Consider the following 21,709-nt stretch of genomic DNA (forward strand, 5'->3'; position numbering starts at 1 on the left):
TTCAGCCATCATCGTTTCGCCAAAATGATGACCGAAGCATTTTTACAAAACATGTGTACAAAGTTCAATAGTTTAGTTTGATTGAATTTTTCATACTAAAACCTCCACTTCACTAAGCCACAAAACATTAGCTACTGTTTTTAAAACAAACAATAATAGAAAAGTATGAGTTTTTTTAAGAAAATATTTGGTTCATCGGAAAATGAAAACCCGCCAAAACAAACAAATAAGAGTGATGAATTAGAAAAATATAAAGCTATCCCTTGGATGACAGATTTAAGGCTTGATAATATTTCTATATGTCTAAGTTCAGGTTTTAAACCAGCTACTTCTTTGCCCACTGAATTTGAAAGAAAATTGAGACCTAAAGTTGAAATTGCAAAAAGACTAAACGCAATAAAGGCTATTGTTCTTTGGCTTATGGTGCCTGAGGAAGAATTATCTAATGAGAGAATTTTAAACTTTGTTTCGAATAATGGGTTAGATTTATTTTTAGCAGATGATGAAAGACAAATTCTAAATTCATCAAGAAATGATGAAGAATTAAGAAATCTGATTGGTTGGAAATTTGAAAATGCCTGGTCTTTAGCCTGGTACTTTGGCTACATAGCTCCTGATATAACAGGACAGATGATGACAGGTGAACAAATGCAAGAAATTTTAATTAATTATACTTGTCCGCTTGATGAAAAAATTGAAAACTGGGCTGAAACAGCAAAAACTGTATCAGATGAAGATTTAAATAAGAAAGAAGATTTATTCTATTGTCTTCATAATGCAGTAAGAAGTGCCCAGTTAGGAAGACAAACTGTTCCACAAAATTTTGACCCTATTGGAAATGGCGGAGTTATACACGAAAGAAGACATTCTTTAACGTGGATGCTTTCTGATGGAACTGAATGGGATGAAACAGATTTAAGCACTTAGAAAATATAGCTAACAGCAGCTTGGCAAAATGACCGCTCAAGCGCTTCTATAAAATATTTGTACAAAGTTCAATAGTAGTAATTCTATTGAACTTTTTATTAAAATTCTCATCTTCGGCAACACCAGAATCTTCTCCAACTAAAGTTCTATTCAAGAAATTATTCCAGTTTTCTAAAATAAAACACAATTCAATCACAACAAAAATCACTCAAATTTTAATTTTATTAAAATAATTTTTAACTTTATTAAAATAATTTTTATTTTTACAAAAAGTTAAGAACATGAAACTACCCATCGTTTGCCCAAGCTGCGAATCTGCATTACAGGTAAGCCAGATGAAATGCAACAACTGCGAAACCACCGTCAGTGGAAATTACGAGCTTCCGTTATACTTACAGCTTACGCGCGAAGAGCAGGAATTTATCCTCAGCTTTTTCCTGTCCAGCGGAAGCATTAAAGAAATGGCGAAGCAGGCAGGAAATTCTTATCCTACCATGCGAAACAAGATGGATGATTTAATCGAAAAAATTAAAAACCTGAAGTAATGAACTGGCAAACTCAATTCAATCCGTTTTCTAAATTTTCGGAAAAAACTCTTTTAGCCATTGGTGCTGTTACAGGTGTATTCTTGATTATTTCCTGTTACTTTACCCAAACAAAAATGGACAGTCTGCTCCATTTTTCTTCCGGCGAAGGTTTAAATCTGGTTTCAATCAGTCTCTATGTTTTAATCAGTTTAGTATATGCTGTTTTACTCCTTTTTGGGCTAGGAAAAATTTTCAACAAAAGAACAAGGCTGATTGATATTGCCAATGCCGTTTTGGTTTCACAAATTCCTGTACTGTTTACCGTAATTTCCACCAAACTTTTTGATATTGAAAGACTTTCAGAAAAAATATCCCAAACATCTGCAAAAGATAAGATTCCGGATATTAATATTTTGGATTTAATCAGTTTAACGGTTTTTGCATTTGCCAACTTAATTTTAATCATTTACAGTTTTACCTTGCTTTTCAACGGTTTCAAAACTGCAACCAATATTAAAAAATGGCAGCAGATCGTCATTTTTGCCTTTGTAACTCTTTTAGGAATTTTAATCTGTCAAATTATTTTACCTCAATTCAGCCTATAACTTAAAAAAATAACATTATGAAAACCAAACTTTTATTGGTGCTGATTGTATTGGCACAGACTTTTTACGCCCAGGAAATAACAGGAAACTGGAAAGGTAACCTCGATATTCAGGGAATGAAACTTCCTCTCGTTCTGCACATCAGCAAAGACGGTGAAAATTTAAAGTCCACAGTAGACAGCCCGAAACAGGGAGCAAAAGATATTCCTGTAGACCACACAACCTTTGCAAACAACGAACTTATTTTTGAAGTAAAAGCACTTTCTGTTTCTTATAAAGGAATTTTGAAAAACGGAAAAATTGAAGGAACTTTCCAACAGGGATCGATGTCTCTTCCTCTTACTTTCGAAACTCTTATCGGGGAAGAAAAAGTAAGTTTTAACCGTCCCCAAACTCCAAAACCTCCTTTCGACTACAAAACGGAAGAGGTAACTTTTCTAAATCCTGTAGATAAAAATACGTTGGCAGGAACCATTTCTATACCTCAAAACTTTAAAAAATCGGATAAAGTTTTAGTCATGATTACAGGTTCCGGAAGACAAAACCGGGACGAAGAACTTTTCGGACATAAACCTTTTGCCGTAATTGCAGATTATTTTGCCAAAAAAGGCATTGCCACTTTAAGAATTGACGACCGTGGAATGGGTGGTTCAAGTCAGGGAAAAGATGATGACACAACCGCTAACTTTGCAACAGACATTTCTACAGCGGTTGATTTTCTTGCAGCAAAAGGATATCTGAACATAGGCTTGATCGGACATTCCGAAGGCGGGATGATTGCGCCGATCGTAGCAAAAATGAACAACAAAGTGAAATTTTTAGTGTTAATGGCTGCTCCGGGAACTAAAATTGAAGAATTACTGATTCAGCAGAATTATCTGGGCGGCAAACTCGCAGGAATGACTGAAAAAGATTTAGCTGAAGCCAATGTAATGAATAAAAAGATTTATGACTTTATTAAAAGTTACAGCGGAACAACCTATGAAGAAGATCTGAAAAAATTTATGACTGAAAATTTTCAGGGTAAAATGAGTAAGGAAGAGCTGACACAAACCATCAGCCAGACCAAGAAAAACTGGTTCAGATATTTTATAAAATTCAATCCCGACGAATATCTTTCAACCATAAAAATTCCTGTTCTGGCACTGAACGGAAGTCTGGATTTTCAGGTTCCGGCTAAAGAAAATCTGGAAGCTATTCAACAATCTTTAACCAAAGCAGGAAATAAAAATTTCAAAACGGAGGAACTTACCGGGTTAAATCATTTATTTCAGGAAGCGAAAACGGGAGCATTTGCAGAATATGCAGATATTGAACAAACCATTTCTCCAAAAGCTTTAGCCGGAATGGCAGACTGGATTGCAAAACTTAAAAAGTAATCGAAAAATAGTTTCATCATTTCTGAAACGTTTATTATTTTAGTGCAAAAATTCAGATATGCCTTTAAAAGCTGTGCTGTTCGATATGGATGGCGTGATTGTGGATACGGAACCTCTGCACAGAAAAGCCTATTTTAAAACTTTTAATGATCTTGGAATCGATGTTTCGGAAGAGTTATACGCTTCATTTACCGGAGCTTCTACCAAAAGAGTCTGCGAAACTCTGATTCGGGAATTTAATTTAAAACAGACGTACGAGGAAATTGCAAAAACCAAAAGAGATTATTTTAAGGAATACTTTTATAATGATGAAGAGTTTGACCTGATTTCAGGCGTAAGAGAACTGATACAGCATTATTACGACAACGGGATCAGACTGATTCTCGCTTCTTCCGCAACGATGGCAACCATCAATATGGTTTTTGAAAAATTTGAGCTTGAACAATATTTTGGAGGAAAGATAAGTGGAGCCGACCTGAAGGAATCCAAACCTCATCCTGAAGTTTTTCTTCTTGCCGCAGAAATGGCAAATGAACCTGTAGAAAACTGTATGGTAATTGAAGATTCCACGAATGGAATTTTAGCATCGCATCGGGCAAATATTTTCTGTGCTGCGTACAGAAGTCCGCATTCTAAAAATCAGGATTATACGTTGGCAAATATTGTGGTTTCGGATTATGCCGAACTGGAACTGGATAAGATTTCAAAATATTTTTAAATAGAAAAAGCTCTCAACATCTGAGAGCTTTTGTTTTATTAAACACTAATTCCACGAATAAATTTCACAATTATTACTTGTGTTTTTAGTGCAAAAATTTGTGTTGTCTGTGTTTAAATATTATTTGTAACCCAAAAGTTTCAGTACATCTTCAGGTTCCTGTTTTTCACGGAAAATTTCATACTGCAACTCACCGTTTTCATCTTTCTGAATCAAAATATGTCGTGGCTGCGGCATTAAGCAGTGATGAACTCCGCCGTATCCTCCGATAGTTTCCTGATACGCTCCTGTGTGGAAAAATCCGATGTACAGAGGTTTCGTATCGCTGAAAACAGGGAGATAAATCGCATTGGTATGTTGTTCGGAATTATAATAATCATCAGAATCACAGGTAAGACCGCCCAAGAAAACTCTTTCGTACGTATCTTCCCATCTGTTCAACGGAAGCATGATAAAGTGTCTGGAAATTGCCCATGTATCGGGAAGCGTGGTCATGAAAGAAGAATCAATCATATTCCATTTTTCTCTGTCGTTCTGACGTTTCTGGGAAATGATTTTATAAATATTGGCTCCGCTTTCACCAACGGTAAAACTTCCGAATTCTGTATAAATATTCGGTTCTTCCACTCCTTCCTCTTCACAGAATTTTTTGATCTGAGAAACGATCTCTTCCACCATGTACTGATAATCGTAATCGAACTGCAGGGATGTTTTGATCGGGAAACCTCCTCCGATGTTCAGAGAGTTGACTTCCGGAGCAATTTTCTTCAAACGTGCGTATACACGAAGACATTTATACAATTCGTTCCAGTAATACGCTGTGTCTTTGATTCCGGTATTGATGAAGAAATGAAGCATTTTCAGTCTTGCATTCGGATGCTCTGCAATTTTCTGGCTGTAGTAAGGAATGATGTCTTTGTACCCGATTCCTAATCTTGAGGTATAAAATTCGAACTTCGGTTCTTCCTCAGAAGCGATTCTGATTCCGATATCGAAAGTGGTATCAATGCTTTCTGTAAGTTTATCCAGCTCACGGTAATTATCCAGAATCGGGGTAATATTTTCAAAACCGCTGTTAATCATCTCCGAAATTTTCGCCAGATAATCGTCTGTTTTGAAACCGTTGCAGATTACTTCTATATCTTTCGTTACTTTTCCTTCTTTGTAAAGAGATTTTACGATATCCATGTCATAGGCTGAAGAAGTTTCTATGGAAATGTCGTTTCTTAAAGCCTCTTCCAATACAAATTTAAAATGACTGGATTTTGTACAATAGCAATATCTATAATTCTTTTTATAATCGGTTTTCTCAAAGGCTTCCCTGAACCAGCTTTTGGCCTTCTGGATATTTTGAGAAATTCTCGGCAGGTAGCTAATTTTTAGCGGGGTGCCAAATTTTTCAACAACATCCATTAAAGGAATGTCGTGAAACAACAAATTGTTCTCAGAAACATTGAATTCCTCGGTAGGGAAATACAACGTCTGATCAATAAGTTCCGAGTACTTTATTTTCATTTCTAAACAAGTGAATTAAGAATGCAAAATTGCTAAAAAAGTTTGGTTTTTTAGCGTTAAAATTATTATAAATTTTAATGGATTTTATTGAAGAAAACAAAGCTAAATTATCAATATGTAAACTTAAGAATATATTCCTGTCTTTTATTTTCAGAAATTCCCAAAGCCTCTTGAATATATCGATCCATAGAACCGTATTTGTTGTTAATTTCATTAAAAGCAGCATCCAGATAACCGGTTTCTATCCAACTTAATTTTTCCAGAACTTTGATGTCTAATTTCGGGTAGATAAAATGCAGGTTATTGGCGAGATGAAGTCTTTTATCGATTAACTTTTTCCTGTAATTATTGGATAAAAGATAATCGTTATAAATGGTTTCTTTATCGAATTTCAAAATTGTAAGAATGAGAGCGGTTGTGATTCCGGTTCTGTCTTTCCCTGCAGTACAGTGGTATAAAACAGGCTGATCTGATTCTAAAATTTCTGTGATAATTTTTCTTATGATTTCAGGGTTTTCTGTAACATAGTCTTTGTAAAACTCATGCATTCTTTTGTCTGCATCTGCACCGTTGACTTTTCCTTTTAAAACCAATTTCTTTGCCTGATCCAACTGATCGCCTTTGTCTTCAAATGCAGAATAATTTTTGTAAACAATTCCTTCCGGAAGATGATCGGGCTTTTTTGCAATCTCCTTTGAATTCCGAAGATCGATAATTTCTCTGATGCCTAAATTTTCAAGTTGTTTAAAAGAAGTTTTTTTCAGTTTATATAAATTTCCGCTTCTGTAAAGCTTACCTTCTTTGAGGGTTTTTCCGTCAATATTTCTGATGTTTTCAACCGTTCTGAAATTGTTGACTTTTTTAATCTGAATATTTTTTCCGGTTTCTTTTTTTCCAAATTCGGGCGTGGAAAATTGTTGTGTTTTGCAGGAGAAAACAGAGAGTAATGTGATGGTCAGGAATGATATTTTGATGAGGTTTTTCATTTTTATTTTATCACATATTTTACGAATCTACACCGATGTTCGTGTTTGATTTTTATGTTTTGGCTAAAGCCGGTTGATGTTTTTTAATTTGAAAACGGGCTAAAGCCCGTTCCTATTGATACGGATAACTTTATTATTTATTTTTATTAAAACCAAGCTCGTGCAATTTGTGAAACATTGGCAATTAGAAAACTGAGCAAAGTCCTTTCCTATTGATTCTATTAGTTCATTATTTATTCTTAATTGCAAAAATAAATTTGTGAAATTTGTGAAAATAATTCGTGCAATTTGTGTTTAAACTACAAATAGTTTTTCCCAACAAAAATCAGCAAATCTCCTGTTTCATATTGAATAGAAACTTCATCTTCTACAGCAAAATTTCTCGTTCCGATTCTGGAAGTAATATCTAAATTTCCGTTTGTCAAAGCCCAGTTTAATCCTTTGGTCGTAATATTTTCAACTGACGGATACGGATACAATGAAATCATTTTGTCTTTCACTCCTGTTATAGCAAATTGCTTCGGGATAAAATAATATTCGGAAAATTCATCATAGAATTTGATATCGAGTTGATCTTTAAATCCAAAAGCCACGGTAAGATTTCCCAGAAAATGATCCTGCTCTCCTCCGCTTCCTCCAAAAACATCTACTTTTTTAAAATCTTTTTCTGCTATAATTTCTAAAGCTTTCTGGAAATCCGTTTTATCCTGATCGGGTGTGTAAATGAATTTGTCTTCATATACATTTTCGTCCGAACCAGAATGCGAGTCGAAATCTCCTGAAATAAAATCCAGCTTCTCCAGAGGGAAATTCAGGTTTTTTAAATAATGAAAAGCACCGTCTGTACAGGCAATGAGACTGTATTCTTCAGTGCTGGGAAAAGATTTGGAAGGATCTCCGTTGATGAAAAGCAGCACTTTATCTTTCATTCGGGTTCCAGTATTCTTCCGGTTCGTTATTGATTTTTGAAATGTATCTTGCCAGAACAAAAAGATAGTCGGAAAGTCTGTTCAGGTATTTAATAAGTTCCGGACGCACTTCTTCCGATTCATTTAAGAAAACCAGAGAACGTTCTGCTCTTCTGCAGATTGTACGTGCTGCATGTAAAAATGTTGCTGCTTTTCCGCCTCCGGGAAGGATAAAATACTGAAGCGGTTCGCATTTTTCGTCAAAAGCATCCATCCAGTTTTCGAGTTCTTCGATTTCGGCATCTGAAATGATTAAAGGAAGGCGCGATTTTCCGTTTGCCAACATGAGTTTATCCACCGGTGTTGCCGCTTCGGAACCGACGGTAAATAAATCGAACTGGATTTTTTTCAGCTGTCTTAACACTTCTTCATCTTCAATATGGCTTTTGGCAATTCCGATGAAGGAATTCAGCTCGTCTATATTTCCGTAACTGTCGACTCTCGCACTTGCTTTTGAAACTCTTGTTCCGCCGTACAAAGCAGTCTGACCTTTATCTCCTGTTTTCGTATAAATTTTCATAGGACTAAATTAGTTTTTTAAAATTAGGTTTACAAATTTTGAGTTTAAGGAACTTTACATTTCTGATTACGGCTGCAACCTAGCCCAGATTGCAGCATTTGTCTGAGCTCATTTACAAAGTTTCGGCTGCGGCGGCAAAGCCGCCGCAGCCGAAACTTTGTAAATAGCGAGTGCGGAAAGCTGGAAACAGCTTCAAATAATTAATGTTGATGGTTTTTGGTTTTGGGTTTCGTGTTTGAAACATGATTCAAAAAAATGACCGATTAAAAACCGGTCACCCTCAAATTATTTATCTACCTAACATTGCTTTAAGTATGATTATCTAACGGAGAAATAGTAAAAATTATTTTAAAAAGAAAAAAAAATTTATCTGTATAATCCTACTGACAAACTGTTGTCATTACCCCGGTTTATCTTTGTATCAACAATAACAAACAACATTAAAACTATGACAACTACAGCAACCATTACAAAACAGTTTATGACTTCAGGACAATTATTAGAACATTGGCAGGGTCACAGAAATTTAACGAGAAGAGTAATCGAGGCGTTTCCTGAAAAGGATTTATTTGAATTTTCAATTGCGGGAATGAGACCGTTCGCAAAGTTAGCGGTTGAGTTAATCAGCATTGGCGGACCTGCTTTGAAGGGGATTGTCGACAAGAATATGGAAGCTTACAATGAAGAAGGTTTTGTGCCGAAAACGAAGGAGGAGCTTCTGAAAAAGTGGGACGAAGAAACGGAAACGATCAATCATTATTTTGCACAGATTTCGGAGGAGCGTTTTCAGGAGACTTTTAATTTATTCGGACAGTATGAATTTCCTGTGTATCAGAATATTCTGTATTTCGTTGATAATGAAATCCATCACCGTGGACAAGGCTATGTTTATTTAAGAGCTTTGGGAATTGAACCGCCTTTTTTTTGGGAGAGATTTTCGGTTCGTTAATGCCTTTGTTCAAACTGAAATCATTGATTCTCTCACGAAACCGCAGTAAGGAAAAAGAGCGGAGATACGTCTCATAGATTAAATTTTAACGAACTTTTATGATCTGCGGATCCGCTCTTCTTTAAACATGAAGTTTGTTTAAGCTAATTTTAAATTTAACCGCAAAAGACTTTATAGAATTTATTAAGATATTTCAAAAGGTTTGCAAAAGGAACCTTTGATTTTTGTTAACTTCTGTGTTCTTTTTATATTAATCATTAAACTTAAAATAACTAAAGTGTTAATCTTTTGCTTCTTTTGCGGTAAAAAATAAAAGTTTAAACATTATCATTTTATATTGAATTATTCAAAACCTCAACAGCAATTGTTGGGGTTTTTATTGATGTTTGTCTGCAATCTTTGACAACAAATCATTGAGTTGTACTTTGAGGGTTTCCGGTTCTAAAATTGTTGCATAATCTGCAAAAGTAATAAGCCAACGCGGAAATCCGTCTTTAATGGATTCTGTTTCGAAGGTGAGTTCTACCATTCCGTTTTCTGCCTCAATTTCTTTGGTTAGACCGTAGTATTTTTTGGAATTGACCAGAAAAGTCATGATCTTTTTCTCCACCAGAAGTCTTACGAGTGTTTTATTGCCGTTGCTGCTTTGTCTGTAATCATTAATCTGCCCGTATTCTCCTAAAAACGGATTTTGGGTTTTCGAAATCTTTAAAATCCGGTCGACACGAAATTGCCGGAAGTCGCTTCTCAGGGTACAGTAAGCCATGATGTACCAATAATTGAATTCAAAGAAAACGCCGACTGCTTCAATGGTTCTTGTGGAAATTTCTTCGTCAACGGTTTTATATTCAATGATTAACTGCCGTTTTTCGGCTATACTTTCCAGAATCGTGGGTAGAACGTCTTTAATGGTATCTTCGGTTTCGGCATGATACTGAAAAATATCAATCTGATTTTCAATATTCTGGATTAAATTTCTGTCGGAAAATTTTAAAACGGAACGCACTTTTTCCATCGCAGTCTGATAATGATTTCCCAAACTCTGATGCGAAAATTTCTGCATTAGTTTCTCGGCGGTAATGAAACTCAGAACTTCTTCTTTGGTAAACATGACGGGCGGCAATTTATAGCCATCCATCAAAGAATAACCGCTTCCTGCTTCACCAATAATTGGAATTCCGGCATTTTCCAGTGTTTTTACGTCGCGGTAAATGGTACGAACACTTACATCAAATTTGGCAGCCAGATCCTGCGCTCTTACAAGCGGTTTCGACTGTAATTGGGTGAGAATTGCCGTGACGCGGTCGAGTTTTTTAAGATAATGGTCGTTCATTGGGTATGAAGGTCGGAGTGTTTTAGTGTTTTAGTGTTTTAGTGTTTTAGTGTTTTAGCAAAGTTATCTTTTATCTTTTATCATTATAAGTATTAACCAATTTATCCAGATTTAAACTTCTTGCAGAGGCATCAAAAATTTCTCTGTAGGTTCCGTTGATCTGTACCAGTTCATCGTGAGTTCCGCTTTCCACTACTCTGCCTTTTTTCATGACGTAAATTTTATCCGAATCCAAAATCTGCGATAAAGAATGGGAAATGATAATCACGGTTCTGCCTTCTTTTATTGCATCCAGAGAGTTTTTGATCTGCTCTGTGGCGATGGCATCGAGGCTCGCCGTTGGTTCATCAAGAAAAATAATCGGAGGATTTTTTAAGAATAATCTGGCGATGGCAATTCTCTGCTGCTGTCCTCCGGAAAGTTGCGTGGCATCATGATTATATTTTTCCGGTAAATCTAAAATCTGTTCGTGGAGATAGGCTTTTTTCGCAGCTTCTTCAATTTCTTCGAACGTCGCATTCATATTTCCGTAGCGGATATTATCTTCGATGCTTCCTTGGAAAATGTGGTTCTTCTGAAGTACCAATCCCAGATCATTTCTCAGAAAAGTATTGTCGAAATGATTGAGATCTACCCCATCCAAAAGAATTTCTCCGGAATCGGGAAGGTAAAATTTACACAGTAGATTGATAATCGTTGATTTTCCTGCGCCACTTAATCCGACCAAAGCAGTGGTTTTTCCGTTTTCAATTTTCATGGAAACATCGTGTAAAGCCTGTGTCCCGTTTGGATACGTGAAATTGATGTTTTTTAATTCAAAATTTCCTTTAATATCTTTTTCTACAAAATTTCCGTTCGGTTCTTTTTCGTCGTCTGCATTTAAAATATCAAAATACCCTTCTGCATAAATCATCGCATCATTCATGTCATCATAAATTCTGTGCAGTTGTCGAATGGGAGCCGAAACATTATTGAAAAGCATGATGTGAAGCATAATCGCTCCGATGGTCATCTGCTGATCGAGAACGAGATAAACTGTCAGAAGGATTATTAAAACCACTCCAAACTGTTCGATAAACATTTTTAAACCATCATAAATAAAGTTTGTTTTTCTCGTAAACATCTGACTTTCCATCAACTGCATCTGCAAGTCGTACTGTTTTTTTCCTTCGAATTTTTCGCGGACAAAACTTTTAATCACCATGATGGAATTGATTAAATTTAAAAGTCCCGAAGTTTTCTGTTCACGCTGGTTTCTCAGAGTTCTTCTCACTCCGCTTAATTTTTTCGCCTGTAATGAGCTTACATAAAAATAGATGGGAACAATGATGGTGGAAACAATTCCGACGTACACATTTTGCAGATACATGATGATTAAAGCGATAATTGCATTGGAAAACAAAGGCAGCATATCTATAAAAAAGTTCTGCACCAGTCGTGTTAAACTTTCAATTCCTCTGTCTATTCTGATCTGTAGTTTTCCGGATTCGTGATTTTCATCATTAAAATAGGCAACTCTGTACGTTAAAATTTTATCGATGGCAGATTGTGCGAGAATAGAACTTACATTAATCCTGATCTTTTCGCCATAGAATTTCTGTCCGAAATTGATAAAGATGTTCAGCAGTTCTTTTCCTAACAAAATGACTGAGATGACAACAAGAATATGAATTCCTTCCGACATCGGATGCGGAAGATGCGTAAGTTTGGTTACCTCATCTACCGTATATTTTAAAACCAAAGGATTGACCTGCGCCGCCAAAGCTCCCAAAAAGGTTAGAAAGAGCGTTCCGTAGATCATCAAACGATACGGTCTGATGAAAGGAACAAGCTGTTTATAGATTCCGAATAAGGTGACGGTTCTGTTGAAAGGTTTTGCCATAGAATGATTTTAATAAAAAACGTACCGTTTTACAGAGAAAAAGGTACGTTTTATTCTATTTTTCAGCAAATAATTGCTTTATTTTAATTTTCGAATACGTAAGTCGTAAGGTAATGCAACTCAGGTTTACTCGCGGCTTTTGAGTCTGTTTCTGCTTGTTCTAAAGAATACATTGAATTAATCTCTTTCTTCTGAAACACAAAAGAATTATTGGCATTTTTATCTACCACCTCATTAAAAATATGCTGAATTTCCGAATTTCCCAATGAGGCAAAACTGATATCTTCAAAGCCATACAGCAATCTGAGATCATCAAACTGAGCAAAATTTTCGTCCACAAAATTCTGAAACTGGGTTTTAGAATCGAAATTTCCAGCCCAGATATTATATCCGTAACTTTTCTTTTGCGGTTTATCGAAAATGCTTTGGTACACGAAGTTTTCTCCTAAATAAGCTTCTCTTACCTGCGGATCGTTTGCCAGTTCTTCCGGAAGTCCTTCTTTCAGAATTCTTCCTTCAAACATAATGTATGTTTTGTTGGTAATTGCCAAAGTCTGCTGAACGTTGTGGTCGGTAATCAGGATTCCGATGTTTTTATCCGTAAGACTTCTTACGATTTTTTGGATATCTTCTACCGCAATCGGGTCTACTCCGGCGAAAGGTTCATCCAGAAGAATAAAACTCGGATCGGTGGCAAGACATCTTGCGATCTCTGTTCTACGTCTTTCCCCTCCTGACAAAAGGTCTCCACGGTTTTTACGGACGTGCTGTAAGGAAAATTCTTCAATCAGCTCATCGCATTTCATCTGCTGTTCGCGCTTTGAAAGCTTGGTTAACTGCAAAACGCCCATGATATTGTCTTCTACCGAAAGTTTACGGAAAACAGATGCTTCCTGAGCAAGATAGCCAATACCTTTCTGAGCTCTGCGGTACATGGCATCGGTGGTAATTTCCTGTTTGTCTAGGAAAATTTTTCCGGAAGTAGGCTTAACCAAACCGACAATCATATAAAACGAAGTGGTTTTTCCTGCTCCGTTCGGACCAAGCAAACCCACAATTTCTCCCTGCTGAACCTGTACAGAAACGCCTTTTACTACTTTTTTAGGACCGTATTCTTTGATTAAGTTTTCTCCGCGTAAAATCATAAGGGCAAAGATAAAGTTTTTTTGAATTCAAATTTTAGATTAAAAAATGGACTTGAAAGTTTTGTGAAATTTTAATACATCGTTTAAAGATTCTTCGAATAATATTTAACTCAAAATTTTTAAAAAACTTTATTTTATTTCCATAATTTTAAGCTTTCATCAACACTTATTATTACTATGGAAAATAACCAACAGCTTACTGAGCTTTTAGCTTTAGATCTTGGTGTAAACATCATCAACCGAAGACCTTATGCCAAAGAAGTTTTCAAATGGCAGGATATGGATCTGCTTCCGCATTCTTCAACGGATACTTTGCTTTGCGAAATCTACGAATGGAACGGAAGAAACTGGAGAACCACAAATAATAATCTCATAGGTTATTTATTTGGCAGCGACCAGTTAAGTACGGTTAAAAATCAACTGATGAATGTTCAGAAATTTCCGGCTCTGATTCCTGATTTTGAATTTACGAAAGACAGCATGATTGAATTCGGGCTTGCTCTTCCCTCTCTTTTCAATATCGGAATTAAAGGCGACATTAAAAGTGCCAAAGATTTTTCTGTAAAAGTAAACGGCGTTACAAAATCCAGAATCACCAACATTGATTCTCCCGGAATAGAAATCCTTAGAAAATATTCTGAATTTACACAAAACGAATCCAGATCATACAGGAAGAACATCAAATTTAATTATCTGAGTACTTCTTTATTTTATGCAGAAAGTGTGGAAATTAATCTTGAAAAAGACGCAGGAGTGAATCTTGATGTGAGTTTCCAGACGCAGAATGTTGAAGTGAAAGCCAATGTTGATACAGATACAAAAAAGAATTTCGTTCTGAAATATACAGGAAACCAAGCTCCTTTTGCTGCAAAATTTACGAAAGGGAAAGATTTCAATATTTCCTGATGCTTTTAGGAAGGGGTTTTAGCCAAAGTTTATAATCATCATTCATTTTCTTTGGTTTCAAAATAAGTTTTGGCTAAAGCCTAATTGGAGTTCATCAATAAAAAACGGGCTAAAGCCCGTTTCTATTGATAAAAACATTTCGATCCTAAATGTTTTTCATTTAAAGTAAAATGTGAAAAAATTATCTGTTCAAAATCATTGCAGCTTCTTTCGCGAAATAGGTGAAAATCATATCAGCTCCGGCTCTTTTGAAGCAGGTTAAGCTTTCAATAATAGTTTTGTCATTATCCAGCCATCCGTTTTGCGCAGCCGCTTTTACCATAGCATATTCTCCGCTCACGTTGTAAACCGCAATCGGAAGATCAATCGCTTCACGAACTTTAGAAACAATATCCAGATACGGAAGTCCCGGTTTAATCATAATAATGTCAGCTCCTTCTTCAATATCTTTAAAAACTTCGTTTAACGCTTCTCTGGAATTATGAAAATCCATCTGATATGTTTTTTTATCCTTCGGAATTTCCATATTATCTTTTGGTGCGCTGTCTAATGCACTTCTGAAAGGTCCGTAGAACGAACTTGCATATTTTGCAGCATAGCTTAAAATTCCCACATCGGTAAATCCGCTGTCTTCCAAAGCTTCGCGAATGATCTGAACTCTGCCATCCATCATGTCACTTGGTGCCACAATGTCTGCTCCGGCTTCTGCATGTGACACAGACATTCTTGCCAAAGCATCGTTTGTAGCATCATTTACAATTTTTCCGTTTTCGATAATTCCGTCGTGACCGTAAATAGAATACGGATCTAAAGCAACATCGGGCATCACTACCATTTCGGGAAGTGCATCTTTTATAGCTCTGATCGTGTTCTGCATCAGTCCGTTTTTATTCCATGCTTCTTTTCCGGTATTGTCTTTCAGGTCTTCTGAAACCTTCATATAAAGATTAACCGCTTTTATGCCTAAAGAAAATAATTCCTTACATTCCTTCACCGTCAGATCAATACTTCTTCTGAAAATTCCCGGCATCGACGGGATCGGTTCTTCTTTATTCTCGCCCTCCATTACGAAGATCGGCATTACAAAATCATTGGTTGTAAGAGAACATTCTCTTACCAGACTTCTTACAGATTCGTTTACTCTCAGCCTTCTATTTCTTGAATGTATCATTTTGGAATACTTTTTGAATGAAATTTAATGCAAATTTACTACAACTTATATAAAAAAACTATTGCGTAGAATTGCAGAATTATTTATTTTTGTTAAAATATCCCTTAGAAATTATAATTTGATGAGAAAACTTTTACTTTTGTTTATCTTTTTAGGCGCATTTGTTGGATTTTCCGGCAATATGAAAGCGCAGATAAAGGAGCCGGCTTCCTTCTCTCAGAAGTCTGATGACGGAGTGCTTGTTGCTTATCCTAATCCGGCTAAGGATTTCCTTATCGTAAAAGCGAAAGATCCGAACCTGAAAATAAGAAGTGTGATTTTCTATTCGATTTTGGGTACACAGATCGCAAGCTACTCGGTAAACATGAATTCCGGTGAGATTAATATTGAAAAACTAAAGCCCGGTAAATATTTAATCCGATATATTCTGAGTGACAACACGATGAAAGTCACACAGATTATGAAACAATAATTTAAATCCTGATAATCATCAGGATTTTTTCTTTTAGCTTAATTATTCCGTAACTTTCGGAACATTTTTATACTAATTATAAAAACAAATTAATGCTAAAAGCTGAACATATTAGAAAGACCTATAACGCAGGAAAAAAGGTAGCTTTGGATGATTTCAGCATCCATGTTCCGAAAGGAAGTGTGTATGGTCTTTTAGGTCCGAACGGAGCCGGAAAAACTTCTTTTATCCGGATCATCAATCAAATTACACAGGCAGATTCCGGAGAAATACAGATCAACGGACAAAAGCTTAATCCGGATCATATTAAAGATATCGGTTATATGCCTGAAGAACGCGGGCTTTATAAAAACATGACGGTTGGAGATCAGCTTCTCTATTTCGGAGAACTGAAAGGCATGAAAAAGAATGATGCTTTGCAGGAAGCAAAAAAGTGGTTTGACAAACTTCACATCGACCAATGGTGGAAGAAAAAGCTGTCTGAGCTGTCAAAAGGGATGGCACAGAAAATCCAGTTTGTGGTTACCGTTCTTCACCGTCCGCATTTATTGATTCTTGATGAACCTTTTTCCGGTTTTGATCCTGTAAATGCCAATTTAATTAAAGACCAGATCATTGATCTTAAAAACAACGGCACCACAATTATCCTTTCTACTCACCGAATGGAAAGTGTGGAGGAAATGTGCGATTATGTGGCTTTGATTAATAACTCAAAAAAAATTATCGACGGAAGAGTTTTTGATGTACGCGAGAAATTCAAGAAAAATATTTTCGGAATTACGGTTTCTGATGTCAATGATTCTCAACTGGAGGCTTTCAGAAATAAATATGAAATTTTCAATATCAGCAATGAAAACAATTTGCTTTCCTTTGATCTGAAAAATGAAGCCGACCAGAATCATATTCTTCTGGATCTTATACATGTGGGAAAAGTAAGGTCATTCGACGAAAAAATTCCGAGTATGAACGAGGTGTTTATTAATGCGGTAAGCAATAATTCTTAATTATGAATAATATTTTTTTAATTACAAAAAGAGAATTTCTTACGCAGGTTAAGAAAAAATCTTTCATCATATTAACGCTTTTAGCTCCGATCCTTTTACTTGGTTTTGGTGCTGTTATCGGTTTGATGTTTAAGGCTAACGAATCTTACAGCATTATTGAAGTAGTTGATAAAAACGGTTTGTTTAAAAATCAACTGAAATCGAATGATAAACTGAACTATGTTTTTGTTTCTGCGGCAGATGAAAAGTCAAAGATCAACAATCTGAAGAATAATGAATCTTTAGACGGGATTTTGGTTCTGCCTGAACTGAAAGATCAGAATTTTGATGATCTGGAAAAGAATACAAGGCTTGTTATCAACAATAAAATCGGGTTCGATACGAAGCAGAAAATTGTTTCGGACATTAATGAAGTCATCAAAAAAGAGAAAATAAAAAAACTGGGTATCGCTGAAGTACAGCTTGATAATCTTGACAAAAGTTTCAATTTAAAAACGATTAACGTCTCGGAAAATAACAAAGAAGATTCTGATCTTGCTTTCGGCGTAAAAAGCGTTCTGAGTATGCTTTTAATGTACGTGACATTCATGTTTATCATTATCTACGGAGTTAGGGTGATGAGAAGCGTACTGGAAGAGAAAAATAACCGTGTTGTGGAAATTATTATTTCTTCGGTGAAGCCTTTTGAACTGATGATGGGTAAAATTCTGGGGGTAACAATGGTTGCACTTACTCAATTTATCGTTTGGATCACGATGTCGGTTATCGGAGCTTTGGTTCTGAATACAGGATTTTCTGCCATTCCGAAAAATATTCCCGGGAATGAAGGTGTTGCTGAAAAATTTGATGTTTTACAGATGGGAACTCAGATTTCGCATAGTTTACTGGAACTGAATTTCCCTTTAATTATTTTCGTTTTTATAACATTTTTCCTTTTAGGATATATCTTTTACAGTTCCATTTATGCCGCAATCGGTTCTGCTGTAGATAACGAGACAGAAACGCAGCAGTTCACATTATTTGCAGTTCTGCCTTTAATGCTTGGAATGTATGGGAGTTTCACGTTAATGAATAATCCGGATGGTCCTTTAGGATTCTGGCTTTCTATTATTCCGTTTACGTCTCCTGTTGCCATGATTGCGAGAATTCCTTACGGAGTTCCGGCGTGGCAGATTGCGCTGTCTATTGGCTTGCTTCTAGGAACGACTCTTTTTATGATATTTCTGGCAGGTAAAATTTACCGTGTAGGAATTTTAATGTACGGAAATAAAGCTACTCTGAAGGAAATCTGGAAATGGATTAAAGGATAAGCTGTAAGCAGAATTATTTTATATAAAAAACTCCCGAAACATTCAGTTTCGGGAGTTTTTATGTTCTGATTAGAATCAATTTTTATTTGAAGATGTAGCTTAAGCTTAAGCTAAGAACCTGCTCAGACTTACCTTTATCAGTTCCTTTCGGCTCCTGATTAAGTCCCGGATATGTATTCGTAACTCCGAAATCATATCTTGCCGTAAGCTCCAGCTGTCTTTTATAGCTATATCCTACTCCTAGTCCTATTCCAAAGTTAAATGAACTCGCTTTACCATTTACATTAGGATAATTCGGATCAATCTGATCTTTTGTGTAGTAGATCTTAGGTGCGTTTTTAACGTTCTGACTTAATAAAAAATTAAATCTAGGACCTATTAATCCAAAAAATTCAGATTCAGCTTCAGAAAAATACCCTTTAAATGAAATCGGTACACTCAGATAGTTATTTGCGTATACCGCATCATAACCGGGATAGTTTTTAGCATCCTTATCTTTTCCTGTTTCTCCTGCTCCAAAGTAAACTACTTCAGGCTGTATGAAGAACTGGTTGTCTGAACCTATCGGTATTAAAGCCAATACTCCTGCCTGAACGGTATATCTAGGACCGGAAGGATTGTGAGCATTCTTCACTCGGGAATAGTTTCCTCCGACAGTGACACCAAATCTTGTGCTACTAAAATCGATCTGTGCGAAAGACATGGTAGAAAGTGCCAATGCAGAGGCTAATAAAAATTTTTTCATATCGTTATGTTTATGTTATCCTAGAATTTTTGCAACAGTAGCACCAATATCAGCAGGAGAGTCTACCACGTTAATTCCGTTTTCTCTCATGATTTCCATCTTAGCCTGAGCTGTATCTTCTGCTCCGCCTACGATTGCACCTGCGTGCCCCATTGTTCTTCCTTTAGGAGCAGTCTGTCCTGCGATGAAACCTACAACCGGCTTTGTAGAACCACTTGCTTTGTACCATCTTGCTGCTTCCGCTTCAAGACCTCCACCGATTTCTCCGATCATTACAACCGCTTCAGTTTCAGGATCGTTGATGAATAATTCCAAAGCTTCTCTTGTAGTTGTTCCGATGATCGGGTCTCCACCGATACCGATTGCTGTAGAGATACCGTAACCCGCTCTTACTACCTGATCTGCAGCTTCGTAAGTAAGAGTACCAGATTTAGAAACGATACCTACTTTACCTTTTTTGAAAACGAAACCTGGCATAATCCCAATTTTAGCTTCTTCAGAAGTAATGATTCCCGGGCAGTTCGGACCGATCAATCTGCAGTCTCTGTCAGCAATGTAAGATTTTACTTTCACCATATCCGCTACAGGAATACCTTCAGTAATACATACAATAACTTTGATCCCAGCTTCAGCAGCTTCCATAATAGCGTCAGCAGCAAATGCAGGCGGTACGAAAATAATACTTACGTTAGCTCCGGCTTTTTCTACAGCATCTGCTACCGTATTGAATACAGGCTTCCCTAAGTGCTCGCTTCCTCCTTTTCCCGGAGTAACACCTCCTACTACGTTGGTTCCGTATTCGATCATCTGGCTTGCGTGGAAAGTACCTTCGTTCCCTGTAAATCCTTGTACAATTACTTTAGAATCTTTGTTTACTAAAATTGACATTTTATTATTTATTTAATTTATTTATTACTTTTTTAAATGCACACAAATTTAATTAAATTTCTTTGATTTAAGATAAATCTAACTAATTTGTTTATTTGAGATTTCTCAGTTTGACTTCTTTTTTAAGATACGTTTTAAAATCTTCCGCAAACATCCCGATGTAAGTTCCTTTTTCGAGATCTCTGTTTACTCCGGTTTTCCCTAATAATACAGAACCGCTTTCAATTTTATTTCCTGAGGCAATGCCCACCTGTCCCCATAAGGTAACCTCATCACCGATAACACAGCATCCTGCAATACCGACCTGAGAAGCGATAAGACATTTTTTTCCAATCACGGTATCGTGCCCGATCTGAATCTGATTATCCAGAACAGAACCTTCTCCGATAATGGTAGAATCTGTAACTCCTCTGTCGATAGTACAACCGTTTCCGATCTCTACATTGTTTTCGATCACTACGTTTCCTACCGAAATGAGACGGTCGAAATTGCCGTTCAGTTTTCTGTAATAAAAAGCGTCACCGCCTAAAACGGTATTAGACTGGATCACTACATTATCTCCGATTACTGTTCTGTCGCCGATGACAACATTAGGAAAAATCAGGGTGTTTTTTCCTATTTTCACGTTATTTCCAATGACCGCAGAAGCATGAATTTTTGTTCCCTCTCCTATTTCAGCATCATGAAGTTCTTCCGTGAAGTTATAGATTCTTGTAAAATGGGTATTGATTTTATTGAAATCTCTGAAAGGATCTTCTGAAACCAACAGTGCTTTTCCTTCCGGACATTCTACTTCTTTATCGATCAAAATAATCGTCGCAGCGGAATTTAATGCTTTATCGTAATATTTGGGATGGTTAACGAAAACGATTTCACCGGCTTTTACCATGTGAATTTCGTTCGTTCCCAACACTTCGAAGTCTTCTGAACCTACAAATTTTGCCCCGATAAGTTCGGCAATGGTTTTCAGTTTTTGTGGCTGATGAAACGTCATATTTTTTTTAAATGATGTTTTAAATTTTCAACGGTGTCTTGAAATCCAGACACGGCTTTGTTTTTCCAATTTTAATTGCAGCCCGACCGGACCCTTCGACAAGCTCAGGGTAAACTACAAAGCTGCCATAAAAAATGAAAGCTGAAAGTTGTTATACTTCCAGCCTCATATTATTTGTGAATAATTATTCTTTTACTCTTTCTAAGTAAGAACCGTCTTCTGTGCTTACTTTGATTTTGTCTCCCGGTTCAATGAACAGAGGAACCATTACTCTTGCTCCTGTTTCTACGATTGCGTTTTTAAGAGCGTTGGTTGCTGTGTTTCCTTTTACTCCCGGATCAGCTTCCACTACTTCCAGATAAACGGACTGCGGTAATTCTGCTGAAAGCGGAGTTTCGTCTGCTTCTTTCAAAATGATGGTTACTTCTTCACCCGCTTTCATCAGGTTGGAGTTTTCGATCATTTCTTTGTTAAGGTATAACTGAGAGAAGTCATCGTTATTCATGAAGTGGAAACCATTTTCATCATCGTAAAGATACTGGTATTTTCTTGTGATTACTTTTACCTCATCAATTTTGTGACCTGCAGAGAAAGTATTGTCGATTACTTTACCGTTGGTTACAGATTTTAATTTTGTTCTAACGAAAGCAGGACCTTTTCCCGGTTTTACGTGAAGGAATTCGATAACTTTATAAATATCGTTGCTGTATTCGATGCAAAGTCCTTTTCTGATATCGTTACTTGTTGCCATTAATTATTATATAT

21 protein-coding genes and 1 pseudogene are annotated in these 21,709 nt (G+C 36.3%); 10 read left to right on the forward strand and 12 right to left on the reverse strand.

The window, feature by feature from the left end:
* Positions 1–165 precede the first annotated feature (165 nt).
* The 5 genes from KKI44_RS08395 (at position 166) to KKI44_RS08415 (ending at position 4,156) form a co-directional block, all read left to right on the forward strand.
* On the forward strand, positions 166–927 hold the full coding sequence (locus KKI44_RS08395; RefSeq protein ID WP_214590600.1) for a DUF4272 domain-containing protein: 762 nt from the start codon (positions 166–168) through the stop codon (positions 925–927).
* A gap of 281 nt (positions 928–1,208) precedes the next feature.
* The gene (locus KKI44_RS08400) at positions 1,209–1,472 is read left to right on the forward strand and encodes a DUF2089 family protein (protein ID WP_214590601.1); all 264 of its coding nucleotides are present in this window, start codon (positions 1,209–1,211) and stop codon (positions 1,470–1,472) included.
* Positions 1,472–2,059 (forward strand): YIP1 family protein, encoded by a 588-nt coding sequence (locus KKI44_RS08405; protein WP_214590602.1) that lies wholly within the window; start codon positions 1,472–1,474, stop codon positions 2,057–2,059. The genes KKI44_RS08400 and KKI44_RS08405 overlap by 1 nt, the downstream gene beginning before the upstream one ends.
* A 17-nt stretch (positions 2,060–2,076) precedes the next feature.
* A complete protein-coding gene (locus tag KKI44_RS08410) occupies positions 2,077–3,438 on the forward strand; it encodes an alpha/beta hydrolase family protein (RefSeq protein WP_214590603.1) in 1,362 nt (453 codons plus the stop codon).
* Positions 3,439–3,496: 58 nt separating this feature from the next.
* Positions 3,497–4,156: an HAD family hydrolase gene (locus KKI44_RS08415; RefSeq protein ID WP_214590604.1), complete on the forward strand. Its 660-nt coding sequence runs from the start codon at positions 3,497–3,499 to the stop codon at positions 4,154–4,156.
* A 120-nt stretch (positions 4,157–4,276) separates the two neighbouring features.
* Here the strand turns inward: KKI44_RS08415 and KKI44_RS08420 are convergent, their stop codons facing one another.
* The 4 genes from KKI44_RS08420 to KKI44_RS08435 form a co-directional block, all read right to left on the reverse strand.
* Complete coding sequence (locus KKI44_RS08420; protein ID WP_087709214.1) at positions 4,277–5,671, reverse strand: arginine decarboxylase; 1,395 nt, start codon at positions 5,669–5,671, stop codon at positions 4,277–4,279.
* Between the two features lie 110 nt (positions 5,672–5,781).
* Positions 5,782–6,657 carry a tyrosine-protein phosphatase gene (locus tag KKI44_RS08425; protein ID WP_214590605.1) on the reverse strand — a complete coding sequence of 292 codons (876 nt, stop codon included), beginning with the start codon at positions 6,655–6,657 and terminating at the stop codon, positions 5,782–5,784.
* A gap of 299 nt (positions 6,658–6,956) precedes the next feature.
* Positions 6,957–7,586, reverse strand: a complete 630-nt coding sequence (locus KKI44_RS08430; RefSeq protein ID WP_214590606.1) for a thiamine diphosphokinase — start codon at positions 7,584–7,586, stop codon at positions 6,957–6,959.
* Positions 7,576–8,145 (reverse strand): cob(I)yrinic acid a,c-diamide adenosyltransferase, encoded by a 570-nt coding sequence (locus KKI44_RS08435; RefSeq protein WP_116096043.1) that lies wholly within the window; start codon positions 8,143–8,145, stop codon positions 7,576–7,578. The genes KKI44_RS08430 and KKI44_RS08435 overlap by 11 nt, the downstream gene beginning before the upstream one ends.
* Positions 8,146–8,593: 448 nt before the next feature.
* Here KKI44_RS08435 and KKI44_RS08440 point away from each other — a divergent pair, with 448 nt between their 5' ends.
* Positions 8,594–9,094, forward strand: a complete 501-nt coding sequence (locus KKI44_RS08440; RefSeq protein WP_214590607.1) for a DinB family protein — start codon at positions 8,594–8,596, stop codon at positions 9,092–9,094.
* A 376-nt stretch (positions 9,095–9,470) separates the two neighbouring features.
* Here KKI44_RS08440 and KKI44_RS08445 read toward each other — a convergent pair whose 3' ends face one another.
* The 3 genes and pseudogenes from KKI44_RS08445 to lptB form a co-directional block, all read right to left on the reverse strand.
* Positions 9,471–10,427: a helix-turn-helix transcriptional regulator gene (locus tag KKI44_RS08445; RefSeq protein ID WP_214590608.1), complete on the reverse strand. Its 957-nt coding sequence runs from the start codon at positions 10,425–10,427 to the stop codon at positions 9,471–9,473.
* A gap of 70 nt (positions 10,428–10,497) precedes the next feature.
* Positions 10,498–12,228 carry an ABC transporter ATP-binding protein gene (locus KKI44_RS08450; RefSeq protein WP_214591119.1) on the reverse strand — a complete coding sequence of 577 codons (1,731 nt, stop codon included), beginning with the start codon at positions 12,226–12,228 and terminating at the stop codon, positions 10,498–10,500.
* Between the two features lie 500 nt (positions 12,229–12,728).
* Positions 12,729–13,454 (reverse strand): annotated as a pseudogene (lptB, locus tag KKI44_RS08455) (LPS export ABC transporter ATP-binding protein); the annotation flags it as partial.
* A gap of 177 nt (positions 13,455–13,631) precedes the next feature.
* Here lptB and KKI44_RS08460 point away from each other — a divergent pair.
* Complete coding sequence (locus tag KKI44_RS08460) at positions 13,632–14,360, forward strand: hypothetical protein (RefSeq protein WP_214590610.1); 729 nt, start codon at positions 13,632–13,634, stop codon at positions 14,358–14,360.
* A 181-nt stretch (positions 14,361–14,541) separates the two neighbouring features.
* On the opposite strand, the gene hemB is transcribed toward KKI44_RS08460, so the two are convergent.
* A complete protein-coding gene (gene hemB, locus KKI44_RS08465) occupies positions 14,542–15,531 on the reverse strand; it encodes a porphobilinogen synthase (protein ID WP_214590611.1) in 990 nt (329 codons plus the stop codon).
* Positions 15,532–15,652: 121 nt separating this feature from the next.
* Here hemB and KKI44_RS08470 point away from each other — a divergent pair, with 121 nt between their 5' ends.
* The 3 genes from KKI44_RS08470 (at position 15,653) to KKI44_RS08480 (ending at position 18,317) form a co-directional block, all read left to right on the forward strand.
* Positions 15,653–16,003 (forward strand): T9SS type A sorting domain-containing protein, encoded by a 351-nt coding sequence (locus KKI44_RS08470; protein ID WP_214590612.1) that lies wholly within the window; start codon positions 15,653–15,655, stop codon positions 16,001–16,003.
* Between the two features lie 92 nt (positions 16,004–16,095).
* Positions 16,096–17,007: an ABC transporter ATP-binding protein gene (locus tag KKI44_RS08475; protein WP_214590613.1), complete on the forward strand. Its 912-nt coding sequence runs from the start codon at positions 16,096–16,098 to the stop codon at positions 17,005–17,007.
* Between the two features lie 2 nt (positions 17,008–17,009).
* Positions 17,010–18,317 carry an ABC transporter permease gene (locus KKI44_RS08480; RefSeq protein ID WP_214590614.1) on the forward strand — a complete coding sequence of 436 codons (1,308 nt, stop codon included), beginning with the start codon at positions 17,010–17,012 and terminating at the stop codon, positions 18,315–18,317.
* 82 nt (positions 18,318–18,399) lie between these two features.
* Here the strand turns inward: KKI44_RS08480 and KKI44_RS08485 are convergent, their stop codons facing one another.
* The 4 genes from KKI44_RS08485 to efp all read right to left on the reverse strand — a co-directional run bounded on the left by KKI44_RS08485 (position 18,400) and on the right by efp (position 21,695).
* Positions 18,400–19,062, reverse strand: a complete 663-nt coding sequence (locus KKI44_RS08485; protein ID WP_214590615.1) for a porin family protein — start codon at positions 19,060–19,062, stop codon at positions 18,400–18,402.
* A gap of 15 nt (positions 19,063–19,077) precedes the next feature.
* Entirely contained in the window at positions 19,078–19,950 is an 873-nt protein-coding gene (sucD, locus tag KKI44_RS08490) for a succinate--CoA ligase subunit alpha (protein WP_047488432.1), read from the reverse strand.
* 91 nt (positions 19,951–20,041) lie between these two features.
* Positions 20,042–20,944, reverse strand: coding sequence for an LpxD N-terminal domain-containing protein (locus tag KKI44_RS08495; protein ID WP_214590616.1), 903 nt, complete (start codon positions 20,942–20,944; stop codon positions 20,042–20,044).
* Between the two features lie 184 nt (positions 20,945–21,128).
* Entirely contained in the window at positions 21,129–21,695 is a 567-nt protein-coding gene (gene efp, locus KKI44_RS08500; RefSeq protein ID WP_027379799.1) for an elongation factor P, read from the reverse strand.
* Between the last annotated feature and the right edge of the window lie 14 nt (positions 21,696–21,709).

This window comes from Chryseobacterium sp. ZHDP1 (genome assembly GCF_018603435.1).
GTDB classification, from domain to species: Bacteria; Bacteroidota; Bacteroidia; order Flavobacteriales; family Weeksellaceae; genus Chryseobacterium; species Chryseobacterium indicum.